This window comes from Synechococcus sp. CC9616 (assembly GCF_000515235.1).
GTDB lineage: Bacteria > Cyanobacteriota > Cyanobacteriia > PCC-6307 > Cyanobiaceae > Parasynechococcus.
Map to the genome: position 1 here is coordinate 2,228,234 of NZ_KI911558.1, position 23,476 is coordinate 2,251,709.

Sequence of the window (23,476 nt, forward strand, 5' to 3'; positions counted from 1 at the left end):
GAAGCTATGGCTCTCCCCGTTGGTGTGTGATGAGGGGTGCGTCAGCAGCAGCCGGAGTCTGCTCCAAATTTCCAACGCCAGTTGTTGATCTCGGGAGAATCCATCCCCACGGTGTAGGCGTAGGAGCGGTGCTTCTGGATCTCGTCCTTCATGCGCTCTTTGACGTGGGCGGCACGGGAGCCGAGTTTGTCGACGCGGTCGATCACATCGATCACCAGATTGAAGCGGTCGATCTGATTGCTGATGGCGAGTTCCAGTGGCGTGTTGATGTTGCCGTGCTCCTTGTAACCACGCACGTGCAGCCTGTGGGCGCAACGACGGCGGTAGGCCAGGCGGTGAATCAACCAGGGGTATCCGTGGAAGTTGAAGATCACCGGTTTGTCCGGCGTGAACAAGCTGTCAAAGTCGGCGTCACTGAGGCCGTGGGGGTGCTCACTGTCCGGTGAAAGCGCAAACAGCTTCACCACATTCACGTAGCGGACCTTGAGCTGGGGGATCTGTTCCCGCAGGATTTCGATCGCCGCAAGGGTTTCCTTGGTGGGAATGTCTCCTGCGGAGGCCATCACGACATCGGGTTCGTCGAGGTCGGTGCCGCAGTCATCGTTGCAGGCCCATTCCCAGATGCCGGCACCCTTGGCCACATGGCGGCGGGCGGCTTCGAGGTCGAGGTACTGCAGATGCTTCTGCTTGTCGGAAACGATGATGTTGGAGACGTTCGTTTCCACGAGTGCTTTCTCAGCGACGGCCAGGAGGCAGTTGGCGTCAGCAGGCAGGTAAACGCGGGTGATCGACCCCTTCTTGTTGCCGGCCAGATCCATGAAGCCGGGATCCTGGTGGGTGAAGCCGTTGTGGTCCTGACGCCACACCGTGGAGGAGATCAGGATGTTCCAGGGCCCGATCGGGGCACGCCAGGGAATTTCCTCGCAATGCTCCAGCCACTTGCAGTGCTGGTTGTACATCGAGGAGACCACGTGGGCGAAGGCTTCATAGGTGTGGAAGAAGCCGTTGCGCCCTGTGTAGAGGTAGCCCTCCATCATCCCGACGAGCGTGTGCTCTGAGAGCATTTCGATCACCGAGCCCTCGCGTGATAACTCGCTCCCATTGAGGTCTTCTGGCAGGAAGTTGGCCATCCAAACCTTCTTGGAGGCCTCGTAAACAGCCTGCAGACGATTGGAATGGGTTTCGTCGGGACCGAAGAGGCGATAGCCACCGGGGTTGTCGCGAATCAGGTCGCGGATCACCTCGCCGAGGGGGTAAGTGTTCTCGGTCTCTGTGGTGCCGGGGGACTCCACGGCCACAGAGTGCTTTTCAATCGCTGGGAACAGCAGGTCCTTGCGCAGAACACCTCCGTTGGTGTTGGGATTGCTGCCCATACGGCGATTTCCTTTGGGGGACTGATCGCGGATGAACTGCTTGACGGAACCGTCTTCTTCGAAGAGCTCCCAGGGGCGATAGCTCTTCATCCAGTCCTCGAGCAGTCGCAGATGGCTCTCGTTGGACTGCACGTCGGCGACGGGAACCTGGTGGGAGCGCCAGAAGTTCTCGATTTTCTTGCCGTCGACTTCCTTGGGGCCTGTCCAACCCTTTGGCGACCGCAGCACGATCATCGGCCAGCGGGGTCGGAAAGACTCGCCGCTGCTGCGTGCCTGCTCCTGCTGTGCACGGATCTCAAGTACAGCCTGCTCGAGGGCGACTGACATCTCGCGATGCATCGTCATCGGGTCGGAGCCCTCGACGAAGATCGGTGTCCAGCCATACCCGCGGAAGAGGCTTTCAAGCTCTTCGTGATCGATCCGGCTCAGAATCGTGGGGTTGGCGATCTTGTAGCCGTTCAGGTGCAGGATCGGCAGAACGGCGCCATCCCGGATCGGGTTGATGAATTTGTTGATGTGCCAGCTGGTGGCCAGCGGTCCGGTTTCCGCCTCGCCGTCACCGACGCAGGCAATGGTGATCAGCTCTGGATTGTCGAGGATCGATCCACAGGCATGGGAGAGCACATAGCCGAGCTCACCACCCTCGTGAATGGATCCCGGCATCTCGGCGGTGCAGTGGCTGCCGATGTGTCCCGGGAAGGAGAACATCTTGAAGAACTTCTTCAGTCCTTCTTCGTCGATTGACTTGTCGGGATATCGCTCGGTATAGCTGCCATCGATGTAGACGGGGCCTCGGGCTCCAGGGGCACCGTGCCCAGGACCTGACATGTAGATCATGTTCAGGTCGTATTTGTTGATCAGGCGGTTGGCATGGGTCCAGATGAAGGCCTGGCCAGGACTTGATCCCCAGTGGCCCAGCAGGCGTGGCTTGATGTGCTCTGCACGAAGGGGTTCCTTCAGCAAAGGGTTGTCCTGGAGATAAATCATGCCGACGGCCAGGTAGTTGGCCGTACGCCAGTAGGCGTCAAGGTTGTGCAACTCCTCCTCTGAAGGAGATTGCACGGCAGCGAATGCTTGCTGTTGGTGCGCAGTCGTCATGAATTGCTCGAAGTAGCAATGCTGGTCAAGGCACCCACGGCCTCAGAGGGACGAAGGAAGCTTCATCCAGACCATGTGGTTGTTTGGAAAGTAGCCATCTCATTGCGCTCTGCCGTTAAACATCTGGACAAGCTTTCGGTTCTTGTTCAAACGGGACCATTCCTTTCCGGCAATGAGCAGTCCGCTTCAGGAATCGCCACTAATCTCGGCTTGACCGCACTGCAGCACCATGCTGTTACCCACCCTGCTGAGTGAGATCAGCAGTCACGACCTGGAAGTGGCGGAGACTCTGATTGGAGTCCTCCGCTTCATTCTGATTTTTGTCGGCGCAAGAACACTGGCTGAAATCTTGTGTCGTCTCGAGTTACCAACAATTCTTGGGGAGCTGCTCGCCGGCGTCATCATTGGTGCCTCCGGCCTGCATCTGCTGGTGCCACCGGAAACAGGTGTTCAGCTCAGCGCCATGTTTTCGAATGTTGTGGCAGGTCTGGCACACATACCCGCTGAGGAGATTCCCGAGCTGTACGAAGAGAGTTTCGGGGCTCTGGAATCCGTTTCCACCCTTGGCCTTTACTCGCTTCTGTTCCTGACCGGACTGGAGAGCGAACTTGAGGAGCTCATGGCCGTTGGTGTTCAGGCCTTCTCGGTTGCCGTTGTTGGCGTTGTGCTCCCATTCGCCCTGGGAACCTTCGGCCTCATGGCAATCTTCCATGTCGATGCCATTCCGGCCATTTTTGCGGGGGCATCGATGACGGCCACCAGCATCGGCATCACGGCGAGTGTGTTCGGCGAGCTCGGCTATCTGAGAACCCGTGAGGGACAGATCGTGATCGGTGCCGCCGTTCTCGACGACATCCTCGGCATCGTGATCCTGGCTGTTGTGGTGTCCCTCGCAGCTGGCGGAAGTCTCGAGATTGCTCCGATCGTGCAGCTCGTTGTGGCCGCCGTGGTGTTTGTGGTTGTCGCTCTACTGCTCAGTCAAAAAGCTGCGCCAGCCTTTGACTGGGTGATCGATCAACTCAAGGCTCCCGGGGCCAAGCTGATCGGTGCCTATCTGTTGCTCGCTCTTAGCTGCTTCGCCGCAACTGCCATCGGGCTTGAGGCGGCGCTGGGTGCTTTTGCGGGTGGTCTGATCGTCAGCACATCAAAACACCGCGAAGAAATCCAGACCGCGGTAACGCCGATTGTTGCTCTGTTCGCAACGGTCTTCTTCGTTCTGGTTGGTGCCGGAATGGATCTGTCAGTGATCAACCCTGCGGACCCTGCTTCTCGCTCGGCTCTGGTGATTGCGGGATTCCTGTTTGTGGTAGCGATTATCGGCAAGGTTGTGGCTGGTTGGGCCGTGTTCAGCGATAAACCCACCAATCACCTAGTGGTGGGTCTGGGAATGATGCCCCGTGGCGAGGTCGGTCTGATCTTCCTTGGATTGGGCACAGCCTCGGGTCTGCTCAATCCCGGCCTGGAAGCAGCCATCCTGCTGATGGTGATCGGCACCACCTTTCTGGCACCGGTGCTGCTCCGAATTGTTCTCAAAGGCAAGCCGCCTGAAAAGGGAGACAGGGTTCCCGATGAATTCGTCGCCGATCCCACTGCAGGAACCTCAACGCTCTGAATCGTTGGCCTGATTGGTTCAGGGGGACTCAGCCGTCCTCCTGACCGTTGTCTGACAACAGCAGCAGCAGACTCCAGCCGATCCCGATCAGCGCCATGCTTGAGGCCCATTCAGGCCCGAGGGTCCAGCTGAACACCAGCTGCGTCACCAATCCCACGGCCATTGCCAGTAACAGACTGCTGGCGATCAGAACTCCCTGTCGACCTGACTCCGGCACGGGGCTTGATTCCAGACTCTTCTCAAAACGGGCCAGCGGACCGCTGAGAGGGATGTAGAGCGCCAACGCCCAGAACAGGGCTCCGCGCCAGATGGCCGGTTCAGCCAGCGGGCCGCCGATCACCTCGTAGCTCTGCATTCAGCACCCTTGTTGAGCTGCCTAGCATCGCCGCTTCCGCGCCGGACTGTGGAGTCCTTCACCTGGAACTACATCGAGCATCCCGTTCACAGCGTGCGACAAACCCCACCGCACGCCGAGGACGGACGGGATCAGCCCGCCGTGCTGCTGGTGCATGGATTCGGCGCGTCCACGGATCACTGGAGACACAACATTCCGGCCCTGGCGGCCCGTTATGAGGTCCACGCCCTGGATCTGCTGGGCTTTGGCCGCAGCGCCAAGCCTCAGGGATTGCCATACGGGGGAAGTCTCTGGCGCGACCAGCTTGTGGCCTATGTCCATGAACGGATCGGTCGTCCCACGGTGATTGCCGGTAATTCCCTGGGAGGCTTTGCTGCACTGGCTGCCGGTGCCGCTCTGCAAAACGATTGTGCCGGCGTGGTTTTGTTGAATGCGGCTGGTCCTTTCAGCGATGAGCAAAAGCCTCCCAAGGGCCTTGGCGCAATCGCACGCCAAACCATTGGAAACGCCCTTCTGAAGAGTCCCGTGCTGCAGAGGCTTCTGTTTGAAAATCTGCGCCGACCGGCCACCATTCGCCGCACTCTCAATCAGGTGTATCTCGATCGCACGAATGTGGATGACTTCTTGATTGAGTCGATCCGTCGACCATCCCTCGATCGAGGGGCATTCGGCGTGTTTCGCACCGTGTTCGATATTCCTCGCGGCCAACCTCTAGACGAACTGTTCGCGGAACTCCAGGCGCCGCTGCTTTTGCTCTGGGGAATCCGCGATCCCTGGATTAATGCACCTGGGCGAAGGTCCACTTTCCAGCGGCATGCTCCCGCTGCTACCACCGAAGTGGTTCTGGAAGCAGGCCACTGCCCCCACGACGAAGTTCCCGATCAGGTGAACGAAGCCTTGTTGCGATGGTTGTCCCAGCTCGAGGTCAGCCAGAGCACAAGCAGTCCTGAAGGCCACGGTTAGCTTCCGGCCATCTGACCCATCCCGGCGGATGCCGATGACACTGACGCAGCAAACCGCTCCTTACACCCATTGGGAATACGTTCACCCGGAGAGCGGAGACAGGCTTCGGGTTGTGCCTGAGCGCGGAGGCATCGTCACCGAATGGCGCTGCGGTGATCGAGAGGTTCTTTATTTCGACGCCAAGCGTTACAGCGACCCCACCAAAAGCATCCGCGGCGGCATTCCCGTGCTTTTCCCGATCTGCGGAAACCTGTCGGGTGATGTGCTGCCGGTGAACGGAATCGATTACACCCTCAAGCAGCACGGTTTCGCACGCAATCTGCCCTGGCAACTGCAGCTTCTTGATGATCAAACGGGCATCAGCCTCAGCCTCAGCGATACGGACGAGACCCGCGCGTCCTACCCCTTCTCTTTTTTGATCGAGATGCAGGTCCGCCCCATGGCCCAGGCTCTGGAGATCAGGACGTCCATTCTCAATCGCAGTGAGCAGGTGATGCCATTCAGCTTTGGCCTGCATCCTTATTTCAACGTGAGCGATCTGTCTCAGGTTGAGCTGGCAGGTCTCAATGAACGCTGCCTCAACCACCTCGAGATGGCTGAGACCGACACCGCCTCCCAGCTCGGTCGCTTTCTGGACGGGGTCGATTTCCTCTGTCGTCCCGCCGGCCCCGTCACCCTGATCGATCAGGCCAACGAAGGCCATCTGCAGCTGCAGCATCAGGAGCCGATGGATCTCACGGTGATCTGGACCGAGCCCCCTCGCCCGATGGTCTGCGTTGAGCCCTGGACGGGTCCGCGCCAATCCCTCATCTCCGGCGATCGCAAGCTTGAAATTCAGCCGGGCGATCGCCACGAACTCAGCTGCCGCTACGCCATCTCCTGAGCGGCTAGCCGCCGACGCCTGGGAGTCGTCCAGGGCTGAGTTGCCGCTTTGGATCGAACTGTTGCTTCACAGCTTCAATCACCGTGCGTGCCGGTGCATCCAGCCAGCAGGGAATGCGATCAATGGACACATCAGGCTGTTGCAGCACGGTGAGGCGTCCGCCCAGCTCCTCCACCCTGCGGCGCAGCTGGACCACCGTCGCGGCTTTTGTGGCTGATGCCTGCTGCGGTTGCCAGCCATCACCGCAGCCGGCCCCTGCCGCCAGATCCCAGTGCCAGCCTCGCAGTCCTGAGCATTCCGTGCTGATCAGCAGCGATGCCAGCGCTGCTGGCGGCAGGACCACACGCACCAGCCAGTGCATTGGATCGGCGAAGCGTCCGCTGTAGAGCGGGTTGTCACAGGCGTGTTGTTCCGCGCTCAATCTGTGTTGCTTCCCAAGAGATGCGAGGCGGCTCAGCTGGTCTCGCACCGCCTGATCGGACACGCTGCTCACCAGCAGCCGCAGTGTCCAGGCGTTGTCGCCCTCGTTCCACCAGTCGCAGCGTTCTGGCGTGAGGGTTGAGCGCAGCACGCCCGCGCGAAAGCGTTCCAGCTCTTCAACTCCCCCTTGCAGGTGAAGAGCGGCATGGGCTGGTCGGATCGGTTGCACCTTGAGGGTGATGTCGGTGATCAGGGCGAGACTGCCCCAGCTGCCGCAGAGCAGACGCATCAGGTCGTAACCAGCCACATTTTTGACGACCCTGCCGCCAGCCTTGGCGCTGGTTCCGTCGGTTCTCAGCAGACCTATGCCGATGATCTGGTCGCGGATGCCGAGGTGTCGCTGACGCAGTCCGCCCGCCAGGCCACGGGCCACAAGCCCACCGATGCTGCCGGCACTCTTGAGTTCTTGAGGATCCGTGCCCCGCGGCCAGTCGACGGGGAGCCACTGCCCTTCTCTGGCCAGGAGTGATTGCAGGTCCGCCAGGGAGAGCCCCGCTTCAACCGTGATCGTGAGGTCATCGACGGCGTGGTCGATGACCCCTCGAAGTGCGCGGCAGCTGAGGACATCGGGGGTTGCCTCGATCGTCGGCCCCCAGTGCAGGCGGCTCCCCATGCCACTGGGCACCCAGGGAGTTGCATCCTGATGCCACTGGCGCACCAGATCGATCAGCGCATTGCGTGTGGCAGGGGAATGATCCACGGCACGATGGTGCCATGAAGGTCGTGGCGATCGATGATGACCCCACCGGCTCGCAGACGGTTCATGGTTGTCTGTTGCTGCTGCGCTGGGATGTCTCAAGCCTGAGACGGGGGTTACGTCATCCCTCGCCGTTGCTGTTTCTGCTGGCGGATACCCGTTCGCTGGCGCCGGAATCGGCCGCCCAGCGCAATCGCGAGATCGCTTCGAATCTGGATCGTGCCCTCGAAGCTGAAGGCTTGCGGCGGCAAGACGTGCTGCTCGTGAGTCGTGGCGACTCCACCCTGCGGGGCCACGGGGTGTTGGAGCCCGCCGTATTGGAGCAGGCCTTTGGGCCGTTTGATGCCACCTTCCATGTGCCGGCGTTTCTTGAGGGTGGCCGCACCACGCTGAACGGGGTGCATCTGTTGCATGGGCAACCGGTTCACACCACGGCCTTCGCCCGGGACCGGCTGTTCGGCTACGACAGCAGCGATCTGGCGATTTGGCTGGAGCAAAAGAGCGGCGGCGTGATTCAGGCCGCCGATGTGGAGCGCATCCACGCGAATGACTTAGATCAGGCCTGCGCAGATGATCAGTCGGCCCTGATCGCTCGGCTACAGCAGTTGCAGGGCAATCGTTCTGTTGTGGTCGACGCTGAGCGCCAGGAGCAGCTCGAGGCGTTTGCGGCTGCGGTGCGGGCGTTGCAGGGTGAGAAACGGTTTCTGTTCCGAGCGGCGGCCAGCCTTGTGAAGGCGCTGGCGGATCCCGGTCCTCAGCAGCTTGATGCGTCCGGTCTGGCGCGGCTGCGGCGTCGTGATGCCGATGGGCGTGGCCGACCGGGCCTGGTGATGGTCGGATCCCATGTGCCTCTGGCTGATCAGCAACTTGAGCGTTTGCTGGAGGCATCGACCTGCATCGCTGTCGAACTACCGGTTAGGCGTATCGCCCGGGTTGTTGAGGGTCCGACACCGGATCTGATGCTCAACGATCTTGAGATGATCTGGCGGGCTCAGCTACGCGATGCACTGGCGACGGGACAAACCCCGGTGCTGTTCAGCAGCCGTGGTGAACTCCGCTTCATCTCTGAACAGGAGAGTCGTCGCTTTTCACAGGCCCTGTCAAAACTGATGGCCAGGTTGGCAGCTGCTCTGGCGTCAGAGCTTGGTTATCTGATTAGCAAGGGTGGCATCACGACTCAGACGCTTCTGACTCATGGTCTCGGGTTGGAGGCTGTGCAGCTTGAGGGTCAGCTGCTGCCGGGACTCTCGCTGGTGCGGCCTCTGGAGGGAGCGTTCCGAGGGCTACCGATCCTCACGTTCCCCGGCAACCTTGGCGATCCTGGAACCCTTGAGGACGCCTGGCAGCGGATGCAGGCCGGCTGAGGCGGCCAACAGTTCCATCGGGTGAAGCACGTCAGCCCGATCTCCAAGATGACGACGCAATTGCATCGTGCAGCCGATATTGGCGCTGGCCACCAGCTCAGCACCGGTACTGCTGAGGTCGTCTGCCTTGATCCGCCCCAGTTCAGCCGCCTCTTCGTACTGCACCAGGTTGTAGATGCCGGCGCTGCCGCAGCAGACGCCGGCTTCGGTGGCTTCCTTGAGTTGTAGATCCGGGATGGCACGAAGCAGCTGGCGCGGCTGGGCCTGAATCCCCTGCCCGTGAATCATGTGGCAGGCATCGTGCATTGCCACGGTGGTGGCGAGCGGTTTCAACCGGGCTCTGAACGCCTCGCTCAGGCCATGAATCGCCAGAAATTCCTGCACGTCCTGCACCGGTGCACGGAACTGGGTGTCTTCAGTGGTCAGCAGCTCGCCGTAGGCCTTCATGGTGTGGCCGCAGCCGGAAGCGGCGACCAACACCGCGTCGAGCTGGCCTTCAATGCCATTCATGCTCCGCACCAGATCGGTGGCAAGCCTGCGTGTCAGTTCCAGCTCCCCCTGGTGATGACTCACTGCACCACAGCAGCCCTGGTCTGGCGGGATCACCACCTCAAAGCCGTTGGCCTGCAGCACCCTCACCGTTGCGGTGCTCACATTCGGATCGAAGCAACGCTGCACGCAACCGAGCAGCAGCGTAACCCGGCCGCGGCATGCACCCTCAGCGGGATTGATCAGAGGCAATTGATCGCTGAAGGCCTCCGCTGCCAGGGGCGGCAGCAACCGCTCCATCGCTTCGATCTCAGGGCCGAACAAACGGGTGAGCCCTGTGTGGCGGGCCAGGGCCTGGAGCGGTGTGCCGGTGTAGGCCCGCAAGGGTTGCAGCAGGGCTCGCAGGCGATTGGGGTAGGGAAGGACCTGCAACAGCAACTGGCGGAAGCTGGTCTGCCAGGCGCTGCGTTGCCCGGCGTTGATCAGTTTTGGACGGGTGTGTTCGATCAGCTGGTCGTAACGCACGCCGGAAGGGCATGCGGTGACGCAGGCAAAGCAGCCCAGACAGGTGTCGAAATGGCTCGCAACGGTGGCATCCAGCTCCAGCTCACCGGCTTCGATCGCGCGAAGAGCGTGGATACGACCTCGCGGTGAATCCATCTCACTGGCGAGCACGCGGTAGCTGGCGCAGGTGGGCAAACAGAAGCCGCAATGCACACAGGGATCAGCGGCTCCCGGCGGGAGGCCGGGAAGGGTGGTCGGTGAGGCCATGCAGCAATTCTGGCTGATTTGCACCGTTCGGATCGGGCCATTCGAGTTCAGAGGGAGGCTCTGACTCAGGCGTTGTGGTTCGGGTCAGTTGATTGCAATTGACCTGCCGACCCTCCGCTGCAATCACTTGATGGATTCGTTGGTTGCAAGGATGCGTGCCTGATTGGGAAGATCCCTTCCTCACTCATTGATTTGAATGTCTTGACTGTGATGTCAATAATTTCGCGATGCGCAGGATCATTTCAAGTCTGATTTGGTATCAGCTGGTTCGCTATTGAGTCGTTGATGTTGCTCCGTTGATGTTGAGTTTGGCATCTGTCAATTGTTCTCTGGGGGCCTTGGTATGGGATGGATGCTCTGAACAGTGTTTTAACAATTGGATCCATTCGCGGCCCCATAGCAATGATGTGATATTCTTTAATTTGTTCTTAATCTTTGATCATTGCGGGTAGAAATTTGGTTTTTCTGGCCAGACTCAAGATGCTGAATGATGGTGAGTAATCGTGTGCAACATGCATCAATTCTTGTTGTTGTTGCGGGTCCATCGGCCTCGGGTAAGTCAACATTTATTAAGCAGCTGAAACGTCGGAATCGTTCATGTTTGGCTCTACAGACTCTCGCATCAATGGCAATTTCGCCGACTTTCAGGTTTTGTTCAATGGGGGCGAATCCGGCCAGAAACTTGATCAAGCGAGGGGAGAGTCTTGTGCCGAAGAATCACCATCGGATTCTTCATCTTGATTTGACATCTGACAGCCGTGGCAAGCATTTGAAGTTCTGTCCGATTATTTTTTCTCAGTTCAGGGCCATTCATTCAATCCAGCTTTACCTGCCATACCAGGAATGGCGACAACGGATTCAAGCAAGGATGGACGCCGAGGAAAGTATCAGCGAACGTGCATTGGCATTGTTTGAGTTTGGTCTTGTCAATCGTCGGAAGGCTGAAAAGGCATATCGAAATATCTATGCGCGCTGGGAAAATTATTTGGATCGCAATCGTATTCATTCTCGCGTTTTAATTGATCCTCGAAATAACACCATTTTTAAGCGTCATCCTGATGATATTCGGCGAAATCCATTGAGCTCTGTCTTCTATTCGGTGCTTTGTCGAATGCCAATTCTCTCGGCTGATTAAGGCTCCGATGTACAGATAGCGATAATTTGTGCACTAATTTTATATAAAAGGTCGCCAATCATTGGTCCCAAAGTTTGTTTTTAAGTTCGTTTCTGTTGATTCAGAACCGTTCAATGATTGCCTGCGCGAAGCCCCTGCAGCTCACCGGATCAACCTGGGGGGGTACATCAGTCGGGCCAGGTCATAGGTGACCTGTTTGTCGGTGATCGCAGCACTCAGGGTGATCTATGCCATCGCCAGTTGTGTCAGCCAGTGATGGTGTTTGCTGGGGTGAGAGCTTGACTTTGGATCACGCATCTTTTCAGCCTTAGATTTTTCTTTAATTGAGACTTTCTTATTTTCGTTCCCTATGTATTATATAGCAGGGGAAAATCTGGCTAAATGATTTATTTGGAGTTGTTTGTTCGCAACACCTTGGTAAAGGCATGTTTGATTTTAATGTGCAGTCTTTTTAGTATCGTGAATGGGTGTTGTCTGCTTGGAGGGATTGGTTGAGATTGATATTGCCTTTCGTGGATGAATTTAACAAGCTTCAATGTAAGTTCCAGAGTGTCGTCAAGGTTGGGCTTGTAGTTGAACCCGGTAATGTTATTGATGAGGATCTCTGTTGATGTTCGATGGGAACTGCGGTCGGTATTGGTGTTGTGACTTGGAAATAGAGATGTCTGTGTAGGGAAACGTTTCGCGCAAAGCTCTTGATTTGATTTGAAATAACAATTCTTTATTAATGTGGTCGCATCTGCAGTAAAGTAAGTGTAATTATTTTTTTCTATTTGAGGAGTTAATTGGTTGAAAATTTCCTTCATCGTTTGCTGCTCGTCTTTGCTGAGTTGTGCGTTAAGTCTTCTTGAGATCTCTATCATTGGTTTTGACCATCCAGCATTTTTGGCAGAATTTATTGAGCTTAAGGGAAATGCAAGGTCTTTAGTATTGATGGATAGATGTGCGCAAAAGTTTTTAAGAATCTCATTTTTTCCTGTAAATAATTCCCTGCAATAGCGCTCGACGACTACTTGGTTGGCTCCAAATTGATGTTCAAATGTTTCAGTTAGCCTGAGCCAGTTGAAGCTATCGCTGGGTAGGCCATGCAGAAACTCTTGAATTGATTTTGTTGTACCGTCTTTGACGATTTGAGAGTAATATGAACTAATAAACTCTTCCTGTGGACGAATATATAAAATGATATATGGGTTGAGGTTGGAATATTTAGATGCTATGTTTAAGGTATTAGCCATAAGGGGAGCGTCGTTATAGCCTTTGATTGCGTTGCCGCAAAATCCTTCCCAGCTAAGGATGTATGTATTGAGTTGGCTTGTGCATGGTCGCGATTGTTTAGTGATTAGGTCTTCGAGTGTATTGGCCAATCTTTTGGCGGCTGTCTCGTTCCCTTCGGCATGTTTGCGAAGCACGCGCCGTGCATCACGTGGGAAGGTAAGTAATCCAATTCCCTGGTGAGCTAGTGCTGTTCGGTTGGTTTTGAGAAACGCCTCAATGGATGTGGTGCCTGTTTTATGGGTGCCGATGTGAATCCATAGTTTCGGTTTCATTGCGTTGATCAATTATTTAGAAGCGCTGGATGATCGCTTCAGCGAAACCGCTGCAGCTCACCGGATCCACCTGGGGCTCCATCAGTCGTGCCAGGTCGTAGGTGACCTGCTTGTCGGCGATGGCGGCACTGAGGCCCTTGGTCACCAGATCAGCGGCCTCCTGCCAGCCGAGGAACTCCAGCATCATCACGCCGCTGAGAATCACCGAGCCCGGGTTGATGCGGTCGAGTCCCGCATGTTTGGGAGCGGTGCCATGGGTGGCTTCGAAGATGGCAGCGTTTTCACCGATGTTGGCGCCAGGGGCCATGCCGAGCCCCCCCACCATTGCCGCGGCGGCATCGGAGATGTAGTCACCGTTGAGATTGAGGGTGGCCAGGATCGAATACTCCTGAGGCCGGGTTTGAATCTGCTGGAAGATGCTGTCGGCGATGCGGTCATCGACTAGTACCATCTCCTTCCATTTGCCGCCACCGTGGCTGCTGCCGATGGAATCAATCACCGCTTGCACTTCGGCGTCGATGTCTGATTTCTTTTCAGGGGTAAGGCTGTCGTAGCCAGGTTCAATCATGCGGGCGTTGGCCTGCACGCTCAGGCTTGAATCCTTTTCCAGGTTCCCAAGGATCCAGCTCTCCCGTTCCGTGATGCAGACGTCGCGGAATTCGCTGGTGGCCAATTCATAGCCCCAGTCGCGGAAGGCCCCTTCCGTGAACTTCATGATGTTGCCCTTGTGCACCAGTGTGACGTGGCGCTTGTTTCCTTCCAGGCGCAGAGCGTGTTGGATCGCCTTGCGGATGTGGCGCTGGCTGCCGTGCTTGCTCACGGGCTTGATGCCGATGCCTGATCCTTCAGGAATCTGGCGTTGGCCGAGCTTGCCATTCGCAGGAATCACCACCTCGTTGAGGTGCTTGCGCAGTTCTTGGCCGACGGCGTCATCGGCTTCCCATTCCACGCCCATGTAGATGTCTTCGGTGTTTTCCCTGTAAACGATCACGTCCAGGTCCTGGGGACGCTTATGGGGACTTGGGGTGCCGGCGTAGTACCGGCAGGGACGAACACAGGAATAGAGATCGAAAATCTGGCGCAGGGCCACGTTGAGGGAACGGATGCCACCGCCTACGGGCGTGGTCAGCGGGCCCTTGATCGCGACGCCGTAGCTGCGAATTGCTTCGAGAGTGTCTTCGGGCAGGTACTGATAGGTGCCGTAAAGCTCGCAGGCTTCATCCCCGGCGTACATCTTGAACCATTCGATGCGCTTGGAGCCGCCGTAGGCTTTGGCGACTGCCGCATCCAGCACCTTCTGGGTGGCCGGCCAGATGTCCACGCCGGTTCCATCGCCGCGGATGAAGGGAATCACCGGGTCATCGGCCACAACGGGTTGGCCTTTCTCGAAGCGGATCGGTGTGCCTTGGCTGGGGGCGGTGAGCTTCTCGAACTGGGCCATGGCGGTCGATCGGGCGTCAGCAACTTGAGCCTATGACTGAGCGGTGAGTCCTACCGTTGCTTGAGGGATTGGGATCGGATGGGCAGGGACGAGCTCTGGGTTGTGGCGGCTTGCTTCAACGAAGAGAGCCTCATCTGTCAGTTCATGGAAGCGGTGCTTCAGCTTCAGCAGGTGGATCGACTCGTGCTGATCGACGATGGCTCTCGCGATGCCACGGTCGCAGTGATCCGTCAGTGGCAACAGGACCACGCCGAAGCTCCGGTGACCCTGCTTGAGCTCACCCGCAACTTCGGCAAGGAAGCCGCAATGCTGGCGGGACTGGACTTCGCCAACGGTCGCTGCGCTGCTGCGATTCTGATTGACTCCGATCTGCAGCACCCGCCAGAGCGGATTCCTGTGCTGGTGGCGGCCTGGCGGGATGGGGCTGAGGTGGTCACCGCCGTGCGCGATGACAGGGATGAAGAATCGCGAATGAAAGTGGCCACGGCCTCCTGGTTCTACCGGGTGTTCAACAGGTTGGTTGATTCGATTCAGCTTCAGGAGGGTGCCGGTGATTTCCGTTTGCTGTCCGCACCTGTGGTGGAGGCGGTGACCCAGATGCGTGAGGCAACACGCTTTTCAAAGGGTCTGATGCCCTGGACCGGTTACCGCAGCGTTGAAATCCCCTACAGCCGCGTGGCTCGGGCTGGTGGCAGCAGTTCCTGGAGTTCCCTGAAGCTGTGGCGTTATGCCCTCGATGGGATCTTCTCGTTTTCCGTGAAGCCGCTCAAGGTGTGGGGGGTGATTGGCGTGCTGATCTCCTGTGTGAGCTTTTTCTATGCCGCTCTGATCGTGCTCCGCACACTTGTGTTTGGCATCGACCTTCCCGGCTATGCCTCACTGATCGTGGCGATACTGTTCCTGGGGGGGATTCAGTTGATTGGAATCGGTGTTCTGGGCGAATACATCGGCCGGATTTACATCGATGTGAAGCGGCGACCGCATTACTTCATCAGAGCCATTCACCAGGAATGAATTCAAAAGCGCTTTTAAGGTAAAATAAGATTAAAATCCATTAATCTTAAGACAATCTTGTGGTTAGGCTCAATTTGGGGTGTGGCGATAAAATTCTCCAGGGATATGTGAATATCGACACGGTTTCCACGCGTGCGGGCAAGCAGCCTGACATTAATGCTGACATACGTGACCTAAAAATGATCAAGTCATCTATTGCTGATGAGATTTTAGCCGTTCATGTTGTTGAGCACTTTTATTATTGGGAGGTTGTGCCATTGTTGAAGAGCTGGAGAAGGCTGCTAAGGAAAGGCGGAAAGCTGATTCTTGAATGCCCTAATCTTCTCTATGCCTGCCAGATGATTGTTAAAAATCCTTTAATGCGTAGTCAGCCTGGCAAGGCTGGTCAGATGTCGATGTGGCCCCTGTATGGGGATCCATCATGGAAAGATCCATTGATGTGTCACAAATGGGCCTATACGCCTGAATCTTTGATGGCTGTGCTGCATGAAGCTGGGTTTAAAAGTGTTCAGCAAGAGCCAGCTCAGTTTAAATTGCGTGAACCCCGTGACATGCGAATTACAGCTATCAATCCAGATTAATGCTCTTCAAAGATGTATCACGCATATTCAAAGCTTTTGCGTTTCAGGCCATTCTTTTTGACGGTCGGTCGAGTTGAAAAGTCCACAGCCAGTTTAAACGTCTCCTGATCCATCCTGAATCAGGCAAGTCTGGAGGCCTAGGACATGAGGCACTAAGCATTTCGGATTATTTTACAACTGCATCTAGTTGCTGATAGCTTCCAGCCGAAATGTGATCAACTTAAAATTTTGAGAGAAGCTTTTGCTAAATGTGATTAAGCATGATGTGATTGCATTAAAAATCTTTCTTGAGACAATCTGGTTAAATCCTCTTTTATATTATTAAGTAGGTTTGTATTGTTTGAATGCGATAATTTCTATATATAAATGTTCGATTCTGCGCGTACGTCTTTTGTAATCACTTGATCGTGCTTGGCTTTTCCTCTTGATCCAGCCTGGGAGGAGTCTGACAATCCTCTTCGAATTCTGAAGGCAACGATTGATTCGAATATCATTAGATTCTCTATGGAAGTTCTGGCAAGATCATTATGCTTTATGTATGACAAACGGGAGTTTGGATCATTGATGAGCCTAATGGAGCGAGAATTAATTCTGGCTATTATGTCGTTTAGCTTGTGAATGAAATTAATTCCTGTTCCGTCGCCGTGGAACCCCTCTATGTAGGCGGTGTGCGTATCCTCAATGATGATTACACCTTCGGTCCCGATTGCCCCCATGAGGGCAAAATCAATTGTTTTAGCCTGTGAAAATCCAATGTGGCTTCCATCATCGATGATGATGTCAAACTGCCCACATTTTTTGACAAGGTTTTTCCATACCTTCGGATCACTTTGGTCTCCACAGAAAACGGTGTAATCATCACAACTTAACTTTACGCATTCTGGATTTAAGTCTAGCCCATAGATTTTTGAGTGTGGCCCAAGGATTTTCTTCCAAGCTTCTAAAGACCCGCCGTCCATCACGCCAATTTCAAGAAATTTTATTGGCTTGCTGTCTTTTTTCTTCTTAGTTAGAAATTGCTCAAGTGCAGACGCGTAAGACAGGTAGTAGCTGTCATACTTGCTAGTTTTCCTAGTTGAAGCTGTAAAAGCTTCTTCGATTAGCTGGAGGAGCGCGGGCATGTAGCGCCGTGAGTTCTAATGTGGATTTAGTCTAGTTTACTGCTTTATCGAGAGGAAGAGGTTCGCTCCTGCTTTTCTTGTTCATCATGTGAAAGTTTGTATATGTAAATCGTTCGCATGTTTTCGTGTCGGACTGGTTTTGAATCAATGTTGGGAAGATCTAGATTCTTCGGTGTCTCTGCGCCGTCATGCACTTTTAGGACCTCTTACTGGATTTCAGAACTTTTATGACTCTAAAAGCTGTTGCGCTGACGTCCACTCCTTTTGGCGGTTGCTCGAGTTGAAAAAGGCCGCAGATTGCTGAAAAGCCTCCTGATCCATACCCGCTGCAGCATGGCGCTGAGCAGGGTGGATCAGCACAACGGGTCGTAAAGCGCGATGGATCCTTTTGGGGCTGTGCGCTGTGATCCAGCAATGACGAAATGCTTCGCCATACATCGATCCACTGAACAAAACACCAGCAAAGCGTCTGTTGGTATGCAGCCCAGCCCGGCGCAGACGGGGGATGGCCAGCCCGCTCAACAGCTGCAGGATGAGCCACTTTATAAATCCTCCGGTCTTTATGCTTCGCCACCAAAGCCTCAGCGACAGCCCTTCCGGCAGGGCTTCCAGCGTCGTCCGCACCCAGGTGATCGATTCGGAACGGGACAGATCCAGCACCGCATCCAGTACCAGCGGCACAAGGTGAATGTGCTGGTGGCCATCGAGGCGGATGTGCCGCAGCCCCGTGAGCTGGCGATAGCTGCTGAACTGCTCCAGCAGAACCGTGCGTAACTGGGGGGCGATACGTCGGCGCTGCCAGGGCAGGAGTGAGGCCACCAGCAAGCTGCTGAATCCGGTTGGAAGATCCGGGCAGTGGGGCAGACCATGCCCCTCGGTGAGACAGACATGCAGGGTGAGCGGTGGTGGGTCGGTGAGGTCGCGCCAGGCCTCGACGGCGTTGGCCGCACTTGGACCATTCACCAGAAGACTGGCCCCCTGAAGCAGCCCGCTTTGGGCGAGAACGATGATGGCCGAATCCACGCCCTCCGCCAGGCCGAGGTCGTCGGCGTGGAGCAGCGGTGGTTGGCCGTTCTGTTGCTGCCGAGCCTTGGCACTGAAACGGGCGGCACGGCTCCAGATCAAGGCATTGAGCAGCGTGGGCGTGAACACAAGGACGGCCGTTCGCAGCGGCATCGGCATCCAGTTGCCCAGCAGCAGAGGCAGCAGCGCACAGACAGCCAGATTCACCGCGTACTGCAACAGCAGCCAGCGCCTGGCAAACCGCCGGCCTCCCGTTTCCTCACGGAAGGTCACCAAGGCATGACCGATGTAACCGGCGATGGACGCCATCAGAAAGGCCAGGGGGTTGGCCAGCCACAAAGGAGCTACCCGCTCCAGGCTGAGCAGCGCGGTGGTGTGCACCAGCGCTGCAGTACCCCCAACGGCGCCGTATCGGCTCAGACGCAGGATCAGAGATGGTTCGCTCATCGGAGACTCTGGCTTCAAGGCTTGGTCACTCAGGAGCGTTCAAGGGCGTGGCGCAGAGGCCTGTTGACGCAACAGCGTTGCAATCAAACTCCAGGCCCGCTGGTCATAGGCCTTGACGAAGTCATTGAAGCTTTGGGCGGCTTCCGCATCCGCGCCATCGGAGATCACCCGAAGCACCAGCCAGGGAACCCCCTCCTGTTCAGCCACCTGGGCCACGGCGGCCCCTTCCATCTCCACGGCTGTCAGATCCGGCAAGGCATCGCATAACGACATCAAGACGCTCGCATCACCGATGAACTGGTCTCCGGTGCCGATCAGGCCAGGCCTCGGCCTGCCGAAACCTGGGAGCTCTCCAGCCAGATGACTCTGATCAAGTGCTTTTCTGGCCCATTCGAACCAGGCCTGCTGGGGGTTGAGTACAGCGCGATCCAGAGGCGGCACCACGAAGCGCGGCAGAATCGGGCGAACGTCCAGGTCGTGCTGCACAACGGCATCCGCCAGCACGACATCCCATTGCTGCAGCGATGGATCCGCCCCACCCGCGACGCCGGTGAACAGGATGAGATCGATCGGGTCATCCGCCGGGGCAGAAGCCAGGACGCGGGTGGCGGTGCGTGCAGCACAGACCTTGCCCCAGCCGCTCCAGGCCAGGGTGATCTGAACTGCGGCGCCGTCATCACCAGTCCAGCGACCGCGATGGATCACCAGGTCCCCGAATGTCTCCTGACTCGGCTCTTCCAGATGGGCCAGATCAGAGCCGATTTCCTCCGGCATGGCTCCAAGCAGACCGAGATGGAGCGGGCGAGTCATGAAACCTGTGATGTGATGTCACCGTAACGGCGACCCCTGGACGCCCCCTGCAGGATTAAGGGAGGCAAGAGCACAATCTTGAACGCAGGTGAAACCGTTCGCAGTGTGGAGCAGGTGCAGGCCCTGGCCTCCGCCGTCACCCTTGTGAGAAGGCACTTTCCAGCGGCCACGCCCAACCTTCGCCCCTGGCGCGACGACGCTCAGACACGTCAGTGGAGTGAACCGGAGTCCATCGACCTTGCCTTTCATTTCCCAGGCTGGAGTCCTCGCTTGCAGTGCCGCAGCCTGCTGATTCAGCTACGCCTCAGCAGTGACGATCAAGAGCGGCAGGCCCACCTTCTCGGGGTGCTGATGCGTGGGATGACCTACGAGGGCGAGCGTTGGCGGTTGGCCACTGTTGGTGACTGGCAGCCGGCGGGGTCCCATCTGCCTCAGCCGGACCAGGTGAAACAACTCCGCGAAATTTGCCAGGACTTGTTTGAACTGTTTCCGACTGATGCAACGAATGGCACCGGGCCGTAACCCTTCGCAACTCAGATCACCGCTGTTTGAGGCTCTCCTAATAAGGTCAATCAGTTGCTTGCCGCAGGCTGATCATGTCCGTTGCTTTGGCTGCCCAGATCCGTGAAGGCACAAAAAAATCACACACGATGGCCGAGAACACCGGCTTCGTGAGCTGTTTTCTCAAAGGTGTTGTTGATAAGGCCAGCTATCGGAAGCTCGTCGCTGATCTCTATTTCGTTTACACAGCGATGGAAGAGGAGATCGGCAAGCTTGGGGATCATCCTGTGGTGGGTCCGATCGGCATGGAGGAGCTCAACCGCCGCGAAACTCTTGAGCAGGATCTGACTTACTACTACGGAGCCAATTGGCGGGATCAGATCGAGCCCTCTCCTTCGGCGGTTGAGTATGTCGAGCGCATTCATGCCATCGCCAAGGAGTCGCCCGAGCTGTTGGTTGGCCATCACTACACCCGCTACATGGGCGACCTTTCGGGTGGCCAGATTCTCAAGAACATCGCGCAAAAGGCGATGAACATGGACGGTGATGACGGCTTGCGCTTCTACGTCTTCGACGAGATCGACGATGAGAAGGCCTTTAAAACCAACTACAGATCGGCCATGGATGCTTTGCCCATCGACCAGGCCACGGCGGATCGCATTGTTGAGGAGGCCAACCATGCCTTCCACCTCAATATGAACATGTTCAAGGAGCTGGAAGGCAATCTGGTTGCCGCCATCGGCAAGGTTCTCTTTGGTTTCCTCACCCGCCGGCAGCGGGCCGGAAGCACGGAGGCGGCAACCGCCTGATTCTGTGGCCACCAGGGTTGTTCGTTTCCTGGTTCCTGGAACCAGCGGTCGTTTCCGCTGCGGTGGTCTGAGCGTTGAGTTACAGACGGCCCGCCTTGTCGGGACTGTCTGTGACAGCGAGATCGTCACCTACAGGGAGCGCCGTGATGATTGCCATCACATGGCAGATCTGCTCAGCACGGAGTCTGCTTCTGAGGATGTTCTCTGGATTGTGAGCTGGGGATTTGATGTTCCCCAGCTGATCAGGCGTTTGAGGGGCCACCGGGTGGCCTATCACGCCCACAGCAGTGGCTATGGCTTTGATCTTCCGCCAGGTGTTCCGGTGCTGGCGGTTAGCCGCAACACCCTCGGCTACTGGGGGGACCGGGCGCCGCGCAATCCCTTGTTCCTCGTGCCGAATGCGCTGGATCCTCAATGGCTCGAACACGGGGACCGGGCGGATGCCAGCGGGCGCGATCGTCCGATCGACGTGCTTGTGCAAGCCAGAAAAAGCAGTGATTACGTCCTGAAACAGCTGGTTCCTGCCCTGCGTCAGCGCGGGGTGACGGTGGAGGTGCAGAACGGTTGGGTGGAGGACCTTGTCTCGCTGTTCAATCGGTCAAAGGTTTACTTGTACGACTCGGCTGAGTACTGGCGCGTTCGCGGGGTGACGGAAGGATTTGGTCTTCCACCACTTGAGGCAATGGCCTGCGGTTGCGTCGTGTTCACCAGCCTTAATCATGCCCTTGCCGATCACTGTGACCCAGGGCGTTCAGCCCACCAGATCGGTTGTGGCAGCTTGGCTCACGACCTTCATCGCATCCAGGCTGCGATTGGTGAACCCTCCCAATGGCGTCCTCCGGCAGCGGAACTCGGTGCCCTGCTGCATGCCAACGCAGAGCCGCGACTGCTGGACCGTTGGCGACACGTGTTGCTGGAGCTCGATCAGCTTCAGATGCAGTGGAATCAGGATCCGCCGCTTTCAAGCCCTCCCACCTGGCGCCTGCGTTGGGGCCAGATCAAGCAGCGTGCAAGGCGAGTGGTCGATCGGTTTCCCGGCTGGCCGAATCAGGCCTGAAAGCCGATAGCTGGCGGCTTAACTCTGCCTGAAGCCTGGATTTTTACGCGGATTCGTTTCGGCGAAGCGATCGGTTCCTTCTATGCCCGTTTTGCAGAGCCAGACCTGGAATGAGCTGAGTACTCTCCTGCGTGAGCTGTCTCCAAAAAGGCAGAAATTTCTCGGCTTGGTGTTGTTTACCTCCCTGATTCAGGGAGTTGTCGATATTTTTCTGGTTGGCCTGCTCGCGCGGTTGGTTGGTCTACTGGCTGGAGCGAAACTGGGCGATCAAATCCCTGGGATCCGATTTTTCGGTGGTGGTCTCCTTGACCAGGCTGGATGGATTGTTGTTCTCCTGATTGGATCTTTTTGGTTCGCCTCGGCAATCCGGTTTGGGGTGGCACTGCTTGAAGCCCTTCTGGCAGCTGATATCTGGTCTGATCTAGTTAATAAAGTTTATCGCAATCTCCTGCTGCAGAACTACGATTTTTTCACTCAAAAACGTACATCTGTTCTCTCTGAGCGTTTTAATCGCATTTTAACTCGTGTAACTGCAGCTGTAATCTCTCCACTGATTGCGATTACTGGAAATCTGCTCACTGTTGCAGCTCTCTTGATCGGTGTTGCTTTTTCCTTAGGTGGTAAAGCCATCTCTGTTTTTCTATTCCTGTTAGTCGCTTATCTTATCGCCTCTCTGATAATTACGCCCTATATGCGTTTAGCGCTTCGACAGAAGATGCGTTTTACCCGAAGAATTCGACTTACATTTGGCGAATCATTACGTTCTATTCGCGACCTTCAGCTCTATTCATCGCACGATTTCTTTATCCAGCGCTTTATGCGGGATGGCACGATTGCAAAGCGTAATGATCGACTTGCCAATCTTCTTCCAAATGTACCCAAGTTTTTAATTGAACCAACTGGAATTACGGTTTTGTTTGTGATTGGTATGGCTCCGGCTCTTATTAATCAGGACGGCGGTGCTTTGCGAGATGCCATGCCCGAGTTGGCTACTGTCCTTGTCATCCTGCAACGAATATCAGGCCCTCTTCAGTCAACATTTCGCAATATCAACAAGCTGCGAGGTGGCCTTCCCGAGGTGAAAGACGCCTTGGAATTGTTATGTATGAAGCCCACTCGTTTGGAGCTCTCGGATCCTGTCGTTCCATCCCCGGATGGCGTGATGCCGCGTCGATTGATTGAGTTGAGTGATGTGACCTTTTCATATGCCACTTCTCAGAAACCTGTTCTCAGCAATATCGACCTTTCCATCCCGGTTGGCTCCAGAATTGCGTTGGTTGGAAAAACCGGTAGCGGTAAAACAACTCTTGCCCATTTGTTACTTGGTTTATTTCGTCCCGATTCTGGCGATTTGATGTTGGATGGATTACCTGTCTCGGATGAGGAAATGCCAGCGTGGCAGGCCAACTGTGCATTTGTTCCGCAGCAAATTCGGTTGCTTGATGCCAGCGTGAGAGAAAACGTGGCGTTCTGCGAACAGCCTGATTCAATTGATGATGATGAGGTTTGGGCTGCATTGAAAGCTGCTCAGTTTGCAGATGTGGTTGGTGATATGCCCTATGGCTTGTTCACCATGTGTGGTGAAAACGGTATGAAGCTCTCTGGTGGTCAGCGTCAACGACTCTCATTGGCGCGTGCGTTCTATCGCAAAGCCAAGCTGTTGGTTCTGGATGAAGCCACCAGTGCTCTCGACAACAAAACTGAGCATGACGTCATGCAGGCCCTCGAGCTGGTTGGTCGTCGTTGCACGATGGTGGTGATTGCGCACCGGCTGTCCACGGTGAAGAAGTGTGATCGGATCTATGAACTCGCTGATGGTGGAATTCAGGCCTCCGGAGATTTTGAGACTCTTACGGCAATCTCGCCAAGCTTCCGGGACATGGCGATGATCGATGAAGGTTGAGT

General features: G+C 56.2%; 21 protein-coding genes. 12 read left to right on the forward strand and 9 right to left on the reverse strand.

All coding sequences use genetic code 11. The features are described 5' to 3' along the window. Positions 1 to 41 precede the first annotated feature (41 nt). Positions 42 to 2,471, reverse strand: coding sequence for a phosphoketolase (locus SYN9616_RS0112565; protein WP_028953397.1), 2,430 nt, complete (start codon positions 2,469 to 2,471; stop codon positions 42 to 44). On the opposite strand from SYN9616_RS0112565, the gene SYN9616_RS17465 reads away from it, so the two are divergent. Both SYN9616_RS17465 and SYN9616_RS0112570 read left to right on the forward strand, forming a co-directional pair. Then, the gene (locus SYN9616_RS17465) at positions 2,454 to 2,726 is read left to right on the forward strand and encodes a hypothetical protein (protein WP_156918822.1); all 273 of its coding nucleotides are present in this window, start codon (positions 2,454 to 2,456) and stop codon (positions 2,724 to 2,726) included. The two genes, SYN9616_RS0112565 and SYN9616_RS17465, sit on opposite strands and share 18 nt — an antisense overlap. Then, positions 2,701 to 4,083: a cation:proton antiporter gene (locus SYN9616_RS0112570; protein ID WP_028953398.1), complete on the forward strand. Its 1,383-nt coding sequence runs from the start codon at positions 2,701 to 2,703 to the stop codon at positions 4,081 to 4,083. Before SYN9616_RS17465 ends, SYN9616_RS0112570 begins: the two co-directional genes overlap by 26 nt. A 28-nt stretch (positions 4,084 to 4,111) precedes the next feature. On the opposite strand, the gene SYN9616_RS0112575 is transcribed toward SYN9616_RS0112570, so the two are convergent. Further along, complete coding sequence (locus SYN9616_RS0112575; RefSeq protein ID WP_028953399.1) at positions 4,112 to 4,438, reverse strand: hypothetical protein; 327 nt, start codon at positions 4,436 to 4,438, stop codon at positions 4,112 to 4,114. A 48-nt stretch (positions 4,439 to 4,486) separates the two neighbouring features. On the opposite strand from SYN9616_RS0112575, the gene SYN9616_RS15840 reads away from it, so the two are divergent. Continuing rightward, a complete protein-coding gene (locus tag SYN9616_RS15840; RefSeq protein WP_037991031.1) occupies positions 4,487 to 5,401 on the forward strand; it encodes an alpha/beta fold hydrolase in 915 nt (304 codons plus the stop codon). Between the two features lie 28 nt (positions 5,402 to 5,429). Next, complete coding sequence (locus tag SYN9616_RS0112585) at positions 5,430 to 6,284, forward strand: galactose mutarotase (RefSeq protein WP_028953400.1); 855 nt, start codon at positions 5,430 to 5,432, stop codon at positions 6,282 to 6,284. 4 nt (positions 6,285 to 6,288) lie between these two features. On the opposite strand, the gene SYN9616_RS0112590 is transcribed toward SYN9616_RS0112585, so the two are convergent. Further along, positions 6,289 to 7,464, reverse strand: coding sequence for an FAD-binding oxidoreductase (locus tag SYN9616_RS0112590; protein ID WP_028953401.1), 1,176 nt, complete (start codon positions 7,462 to 7,464; stop codon positions 6,289 to 6,291). A gap of 14 nt (positions 7,465 to 7,478) precedes the next feature. Between SYN9616_RS0112590 and SYN9616_RS0112595 the strand changes: the two genes are divergently transcribed. After that, the gene (locus SYN9616_RS0112595; protein ID WP_028953402.1) at positions 7,479 to 8,825 is read left to right on the forward strand and encodes a four-carbon acid sugar kinase family protein; all 1,347 of its coding nucleotides are present in this window, start codon (positions 7,479 to 7,481) and stop codon (positions 8,823 to 8,825) included. Here SYN9616_RS0112595 and SYN9616_RS0112600 read toward each other — a convergent pair. Beyond that, entirely contained in the window at positions 8,745 to 10,085 is a 1,341-nt protein-coding gene (locus tag SYN9616_RS0112600) for a (Fe-S)-binding protein (RefSeq protein WP_037991556.1), read from the reverse strand. The two genes, SYN9616_RS0112595 and SYN9616_RS0112600, sit on opposite strands and share 81 nt — an antisense overlap. A 658-nt stretch (positions 10,086 to 10,743) precedes the next feature. Between SYN9616_RS0112600 and SYN9616_RS0112605 the strand changes: the two genes are divergently transcribed. Next, positions 10,744 to 11,220 carry a hypothetical protein gene (locus SYN9616_RS0112605; RefSeq protein WP_028953404.1) on the forward strand — a complete coding sequence of 159 codons (477 nt, stop codon included), beginning with the start codon at positions 10,744 to 10,746 and terminating at the stop codon, positions 11,218 to 11,220. 386 nt (positions 11,221 to 11,606) lie between these two features. Here the strand turns inward: SYN9616_RS0112605 and SYN9616_RS0112610 are convergent, their stop codons facing one another. Next, entirely contained in the window at positions 11,607 to 12,767 is a 1,161-nt protein-coding gene (locus SYN9616_RS0112610; RefSeq protein WP_028953405.1) for a hypothetical protein, read from the reverse strand. A 16-nt stretch (positions 12,768 to 12,783) separates the two neighbouring features. Further along, a complete protein-coding gene (locus SYN9616_RS0112615; protein WP_028953406.1) occupies positions 12,784 to 14,208 on the reverse strand; it encodes an NADP-dependent isocitrate dehydrogenase in 1,425 nt (474 codons plus the stop codon). Positions 14,209 to 14,286: 78 nt separating this feature from the next. Here SYN9616_RS0112615 and SYN9616_RS0112620 point away from each other — a divergent pair, with 78 nt between their 5' ends. Next, positions 14,287 to 15,222: a glycosyltransferase family 2 protein gene (locus SYN9616_RS0112620; RefSeq protein WP_028953407.1), complete on the forward strand. Its 936-nt coding sequence runs from the start codon at positions 14,287 to 14,289 to the stop codon at positions 15,220 to 15,222. Positions 15,223 to 15,281: 59 nt separating this feature from the next. Then, entirely contained in the window at positions 15,282 to 15,803 is a 522-nt protein-coding gene (locus SYN9616_RS0112625; protein WP_028953408.1) for a methyltransferase domain-containing protein, read from the forward strand. Positions 15,804 to 16,159: 356 nt separating this feature from the next. Here SYN9616_RS0112625 and SYN9616_RS16190 read toward each other — a convergent pair whose 3' ends face one another. The 3 genes from SYN9616_RS16190 to SYN9616_RS0112640 form a co-directional block, all read right to left on the reverse strand. Continuing rightward, entirely contained in the window at positions 16,160 to 16,924 is a 765-nt protein-coding gene (locus SYN9616_RS16190; RefSeq protein ID WP_051411044.1) for a hypothetical protein, read from the reverse strand. Between the two features lie 225 nt (positions 16,925 to 17,149). Continuing rightward, on the reverse strand, positions 17,150 to 18,394 hold the full coding sequence (locus SYN9616_RS0112635; RefSeq protein ID WP_028953409.1) for a ChbG/HpnK family deacetylase: 1,245 nt from the start codon (positions 18,392 to 18,394) through the stop codon (positions 17,150 to 17,152). A 39-nt stretch (positions 18,395 to 18,433) separates the two neighbouring features. Then, the gene (locus SYN9616_RS0112640) at positions 18,434 to 19,204 is read right to left on the reverse strand and encodes a 5'-methylthioadenosine/adenosylhomocysteine nucleosidase (protein WP_028953410.1); all 771 of its coding nucleotides are present in this window, start codon (positions 19,202 to 19,204) and stop codon (positions 18,434 to 18,436) included. A gap of 78 nt (positions 19,205 to 19,282) precedes the next feature. On the opposite strand from SYN9616_RS0112640, the gene SYN9616_RS0112645 reads away from it, so the two are divergent. From SYN9616_RS0112645 to SYN9616_RS0112660, 4 genes are all read left to right on the forward strand, one after another. Continuing rightward, positions 19,283 to 19,726, forward strand: a complete 444-nt coding sequence (locus tag SYN9616_RS0112645; RefSeq protein ID WP_028953411.1) for a hypothetical protein — start codon at positions 19,283 to 19,285, stop codon at positions 19,724 to 19,726. A gap of 74 nt (positions 19,727 to 19,800) precedes the next feature. Then, a complete protein-coding gene (locus SYN9616_RS0112650; protein ID WP_028953412.1) occupies positions 19,801 to 20,514 on the forward strand; it encodes a heme oxygenase (biliverdin-producing) in 714 nt (237 codons plus the stop codon). 4 nt (positions 20,515 to 20,518) lie between these two features. Then, positions 20,519 to 21,571 (forward strand): glycosyltransferase, encoded by a 1,053-nt coding sequence (locus tag SYN9616_RS0112655; protein WP_028953413.1) that lies wholly within the window; start codon positions 20,519 to 20,521, stop codon positions 21,569 to 21,571. 82 nt (positions 21,572 to 21,653) lie between these two features. After that, complete coding sequence (locus tag SYN9616_RS0112660; protein WP_028953414.1) at positions 21,654 to 23,474, forward strand: ABC transporter ATP-binding protein; 1,821 nt, start codon at positions 21,654 to 21,656, stop codon at positions 23,472 to 23,474. The last annotated feature ends 2 nt before the right edge of the window (positions 23,475 to 23,476 follow it).

Excerpts from the sequence above, each read along its gene's own strand:
- SYN9616_RS0112610 (WP_028953405.1), bottom strand. The coding sequence starts at position 12,767 with ATGAAACCGAAACTATGGATTCACATCGGCACCCATAAAACAGGCACC.
- SYN9616_RS0112605 (WP_028953404.1), top strand. The coding sequence starts at position 10,744 with ATGGGGGCGAATCCGGCCAGAAACTTGATCAAGCGAGGGGAGAGTCTT.
- SYN9616_RS0112615 (WP_028953406.1), bottom strand. The coding sequence starts at position 14,208 with ATGGCCCAGTTCGAGAAGCTCACCGCCCCCAGCCAAGGCACACCGATC.
- SYN9616_RS0112585 (WP_028953400.1), top strand. The coding sequence starts at position 5,430 with ATGCCGATGACACTGACGCAGCAAACCGCTCCTTACACCCATTGGGAA.
- SYN9616_RS16190 (WP_051411044.1), bottom strand. The coding sequence starts at position 16,924 with ATGCCCGCGCTCCTCCAGCTAATCGAAGAAGCTTTTACAGCTTCAACT.
- SYN9616_RS0112640 (WP_028953410.1), bottom strand. The coding sequence starts at position 19,204 with ATGACTCGCCCGCTCCATCTCGGTCTGCTTGGAGCCATGCCGGAGGAA.
- SYN9616_RS0112650 (WP_028953412.1), top strand. The coding sequence starts at position 19,801 with ATGTCCGTTGCTTTGGCTGCCCAGATCCGTGAAGGCACAAAAAAATCA.
- SYN9616_RS0112600 (WP_037991556.1), bottom strand. The coding sequence starts at position 10,085 with ATGGCCTCACCGACCACCCTTCCCGGCCTCCCGCCGGGAGCCGCTGAT.
- SYN9616_RS0112565 (WP_028953397.1), bottom strand. The coding sequence starts at position 2,471 with ATGACGACTGCGCACCAACAGCAAGCATTCGCTGCCGTGCAATCTCCT.
- SYN9616_RS0112620 (WP_028953407.1), top strand. The coding sequence starts at position 14,287 with ATGGGCAGGGACGAGCTCTGGGTTGTGGCGGCTTGCTTCAACGAAGAG.
- SYN9616_RS0112660 (WP_028953414.1), top strand. The coding sequence starts at position 21,654 with ATGCCCGTTTTGCAGAGCCAGACCTGGAATGAGCTGAGTACTCTCCTG.
- SYN9616_RS0112570 (WP_028953398.1), top strand. The coding sequence starts at position 2,701 with ATGCTGTTACCCACCCTGCTGAGTGAGATCAGCAGTCACGACCTGGAA.
- SYN9616_RS0112575 (WP_028953399.1), bottom strand. The coding sequence starts at position 4,438 with ATGCAGAGCTACGAGGTGATCGGCGGCCCGCTGGCTGAACCGGCCATC.
- SYN9616_RS0112635 (WP_028953409.1), bottom strand. The coding sequence starts at position 18,394 with ATGAGCGAACCATCTCTGATCCTGCGTCTGAGCCGATACGGCGCCGTT.
- SYN9616_RS0112595 (WP_028953402.1), top strand. The coding sequence starts at position 7,479 with ATGAAGGTCGTGGCGATCGATGATGACCCCACCGGCTCGCAGACGGTT.